We start from the raw sequence: 4,191 nt of genomic DNA on the forward strand, positions 1-4,191 counted from the left end.
TGGGTTTAACGGAATAAAACCATAAAATACAAAAGAACATCAGCCCTTCAAGCCCTGCCTGATAAAGCTGAGAAGGGTGCCTAACCAATTGCTCCGGGTCGTTTGGAAATACCATTCCCCAAGAAACATCTGTCGCCCTGCCCCATAATTCTGCACCAATAAAATTTCCGATTCGTCCCAAACCCAAACCTATTGGCACAAGAGGCGCGATAAAGTCCAATAGTTGAAAAAAAGTGCAGCCAATCTTTCGTGCATAAAAAACAATGGCTAACATCACACCGATTAAGCCGCCATGAAAGGCCATTCCACCTTCCCAGATTCTAAACAACCAAGCTGGGTCATCGAGAAATTTGTCGAAGTTATAGAAGAATACGTAGCCCAGGCGCCCCCCCAGGATTACCCCCAATGCGCAGTAATAAATCATATCTCCGACTTGCTCTTTGGCAATTGGAGCACCAGGTCGTTGGGCTCGTCTCTGCCCTAGTAAGTAAGCCGCCACAAAACCAATCAAATACATTAAGCCATACCAATGAATTTGAATTGGCCCTAAGTCCAAAGCAACCGGATCTATCTGGGGATACGACAACGCCATTGTAATTCCTTAAATTTTTAATATTAAACAGAGCTAAGTCACTAGAAAGCGAACACCAACTAATAGCAGAAAACCTGCAAACAATCTTTTCAGTAACAGAGGCGACAAGCGATGCGCCAACTGCGTTCCAACCCTCGCGAAGTATACAGAGCAAATAGATATTCCGAGTAAAGCAGGTAGGTAGATCAATCCCAAACTCCATTCAGGCCGTCCTTGCAAATCACTTCCCATCATCACATTACTGAGCGTGGCAAATAAAGCGATGGGTAAACCACATGCAGCGGCGGTACCCACCACTTCTTTCATCTCAATACGATACCGACTCAAATAAGGAACGCTAAGTGTTCCACCACCAATCCCGAAGATAGAAGAAAACCACGCAATGACCACGCCCATTATAGATAGTGCGATATTTCCGGGTATCGCCAAAGACTGCAAGCTAGCGGATTTGATAAACATTCGCAGCGCTACAATCACCGCAAAAAGTCCAAACAGCTTTTTCAGCATCCAGCCATCTAGTTGCACCAGCGTTAATACACCAAGCACCGCACCTAGCGCAATACCAGCACTCATCGGCCGAAACACCGACCACAAAACCGCGCCTCTCTTATGGTGATTATATACCGAGCTCATCGAGGTAAACACTATGGTCGCAAGTGAAGTTGCTATCGCCATATGGGTCAAGACTTCTGCGGGGAAACCTTGGCTTTCGAAGACAAAAACCAGGATAGGCACGACGACTAAACCACCACCCACGCCAAAGAGCCCTGCCGTTAACCCGGCAAAGATACCCGCCAGCAAGTAGCTCACAATAAACATAGTCCGTATCTACCCCTAAATAATTGCATGGTATGATAGCTGTATTACATTCTGAGGTCATTCTTTCAATGTGTTTAATAGTTTTTGATTGGCAGCCCGAGCAAGCACGAATACTGACACTCGCCTCAAATAGAGATGAGTACTACGCCCGCCCTACACTTAACGCTCATTTCTGGGAAGATAGCCCTGACATATTTGGCGGCCGAGATTTAAAAATGGGTGGCACCTGGTTAGCCCTTTCCAAAGGTGGCCGCCTCGCTGCAATTACAAATTATCGCGCGCCAGACTCCAGAGTATACGAACGATCTCGTGGAGAAATTCCCTCAAGCTTCCTTCAAGCAAGCTGCTCTGCAAATGAGTTTGCAGCTCAAATTTCAAGCGATGAATATGCCGGATTTAACGCTCTTCTGTTTGATGGCTCAGACTTGGTATATTGCCATAATCGTGGTCAGACGAGAGGTAGTCAAACCCTAAAGCCGGGACGGTATGGCTTAAGTAACCACCTGCTAGATACGCCTTGGCCAAAAGTACGAAAAACCAAAACAGCTCTCGAACAGGCCCGGCAGAACCCTGATAACACTGAAGCAGCTAGACACTTACTGTTGGCACTACAGAACCAAGAACAAGCATCGCCTGAAGAACTGCCGCAGACAGGCATCCCTCAAGAGTTTGAGCAAGTGCTCTCTTCCCCCTTTATTAGAACGCCCAACTATGGAACTCGTGCGAGCAGCGTCATCATTATTGATAAAGAAACTTTAGGTACGGCTAAGAACGAGCAGATCAATAAAGCTTTCTTTCTTGAACGTCAGTATCAGAAGGGTAGCAGCAAATTTAACGACAACATAACAAACATAACTTTTTAAGCTAGAGCTCGACAGACTCTAGCTCATTGCAAGCTACCGTCATCTTCAGATCGATTACCTTTTAGCTGTTGAACCTGGCGCTTAATGACATGCTGAACCAATGTTTCCTGATCAATTTCGGTGACATTAACGAAGTCAGCGCGCGCAAGCCAGGGCTTGCCATCAATGCTCTCATCCAATGCATCACAAGCAATAACAGCTGCTAAGAGCTGCAATCGAGTATTACTGGGGTATAGCGTTAGTTCTATATGAACATGCTGATTCAAAGCAGCACTTTCTTCAAGCGGGAAAGCGATTCCACAAGCACTCAAATTAACCTGACAAGCAGAAGTAGACTGCTCGAGACCCTCTTCTTGGCCAGAGGCAAGACCGTGGCCAAAAGCCAAATTTATTTTCTGGTTAAAAAGATCAAGAATATTATGAATTTCAGGTTGGGAATTCTTCAGTACTGTCAGATCTGTTGCTATCTGGTGCTCTATCTGTGACAGCAGAGACTTCAGAGAAGTCGGTTGAGCTTGCACCGCCAAATCAGTTTCACCCTCCGAAAGAAAGCGATAACGAAGACCAACAAGGTCCGTCACTCTAAAATAACGTCTTCTTTCACTGTCGTGCGTCACTGAATTTACACCCATATATATTATCCCTAGATAAACCCATCACACACTCTCCTTTCTAGAAGATCTCGTCAGGGTCCAATTCGAAAAAGTTATCAATTGCTTGAGAGTTAGCATCCAGCGTCTTGCTTTCTTCACGCAGCTCTTCCTTCACCTGCTTATCAGTTTTCTCTTGAAGAATAATCTCTACCCGGCGATTTCGCTTTCTACTCTCAGGCGTATCATTCGGCACCAGCGGCCGAGTATCCGCAAAGCCTGTTATGCTAAACCTATCTTGTTTTAGGTAGCCGTCATCAAATAGCCCGTGCGCAACTTCCAAAGCCCTTGCGACCGACAAATCCCAGTTTGATGGGAACATAACAGTTTGAATCGGCACATCATCAGTATGCCCCTGCACGGCGATATCACCTTCAATTGACTCGAGGATATCAATCAGCTTATCAAGCACTGGAATAAACTCATCCTGAAGCTGAGCTGAACCAGAAGAAAAGGCTCCTTTTTCCTGAATTCGAATAATAATTTTACGACCTTGGGTTTCCAGCTCCACCATATCTTTGGCAACTTCGGTCTGGAGCTTCTCAGCAATTTCTTCTGCCTTGGTTTCAGCCTCTTCTTCCAGCTCCATCATTTTTTGAGCAACAAACTCACTGATTTGGGCCTTTTTATCCTGAGCGTTTTCAGTTGACTCATCACAAGCTTCTGCAACGGCTTTCTCTATCTGAGCCTCACACAATACTTCGAGAGTCTGGTGATCTGAGTCAGTCGTTTGCTGCATCACCACTTGCAAAGGTGTGGGGTCTGGTTTTCCCGGAGAGAACTCTTGAGCAATAATACTGGTTCCTTTCGGGATCGACGTAACATCAACCTGATTCTGAACACCAAAGGCATTACGCATTGAACCAGCTAAACGCTTAAATTTGAGTACATCTATTTCTGCGAACGATAATAGCAGAACAAAGAAGCACATAAGGAGGGACATAAGATCCGCAAAAGTCCCCATCCATGCGGGGAGCCCGGGGACGCAATCGCAATCTTTTTCTTCTTCATCACTCATTGTCGAGTTGTTACCTCAGAGATCAAACTAAAAACATACAGGCTGCTTAATAAACCAGAACTATTCTTCACCTGTTTCTCGCTTGCCTTCAGACAAGTAGGTTCTCAACATAGCTTCAATAACACGTGGGTTTTGACCAGCCTGAATCGCCAAAACGGCATCGATTGACATGGACTTGATCAACTCTTCCTCTTCCATTCTAAGAGTCAGTTTGTCAGCAAAAGGGATAGCAACCATATTTGCAAGCAT

5 protein-coding genes and 1 pseudogene are annotated in these 4,191 nt (G+C 45.4%); 1 reads left to right on the plus strand and 5 read right to left on the minus strand.

What is annotated here, in order from left to right; all coding sequences use genetic code 11:
- A partial coding sequence (gene lgt, locus A3763_RS22185) for a prolipoprotein diacylglyceryl transferase (protein ID WP_068760529.1) occupies positions 1–592 on the minus strand: 592 nt, incomplete at its 3' end.
- 33 nt (positions 593–625) lie between these two features.
- Entirely contained in the window at positions 626–1,411 is a 786-nt protein-coding gene (locus tag A3763_RS22190; RefSeq protein WP_068516211.1) for a sulfite exporter TauE/SafE family protein, read from the minus strand.
- A 68-nt stretch (positions 1,412–1,479) separates the two neighbouring features.
- On the opposite strand from A3763_RS22190, the gene A3763_RS22195 reads away from it, so the two are divergent.
- The gene (locus tag A3763_RS22195; RefSeq protein WP_068516208.1) at positions 1,480–2,274 is read left to right on the plus strand and encodes an NRDE family protein; all 795 of its coding nucleotides are present in this window, start codon (positions 1,480–1,482) and stop codon (positions 2,272–2,274) included.
- Between the two features lie 23 nt (positions 2,275–2,297).
- Here the strand turns inward: A3763_RS22195 and A3763_RS22200 are convergent, their stop codons facing one another.
- From A3763_RS22200 to A3763_RS22210, 3 genes and pseudogenes are all read right to left on the minus strand, one after another.
- The gene (locus A3763_RS22200) at positions 2,298–2,906 is read right to left on the minus strand and encodes a PilZ domain-containing protein (RefSeq protein ID WP_068516205.1); all 609 of its coding nucleotides are present in this window, start codon (positions 2,904–2,906) and stop codon (positions 2,298–2,300) included.
- Positions 2,907–2,946: 40 nt separating this feature from the next.
- Positions 2,947–3,942 carry a flagellar motor protein MotB gene (locus A3763_RS22205; RefSeq protein WP_068553495.1) on the minus strand — a complete coding sequence of 332 codons (996 nt, stop codon included), beginning with the start codon at positions 3,940–3,942 and terminating at the stop codon, positions 2,947–2,949.
- A gap of 60 nt (positions 3,943–4,002) precedes the next feature.
- A pseudogene (locus tag A3763_RS22210) lies at positions 4,003–4,191 on the minus strand (flagellar motor protein PomA); the annotation flags it as partial.

The organism is Oleiphilus sp. HI0128 (assembly GCF_001635365.1).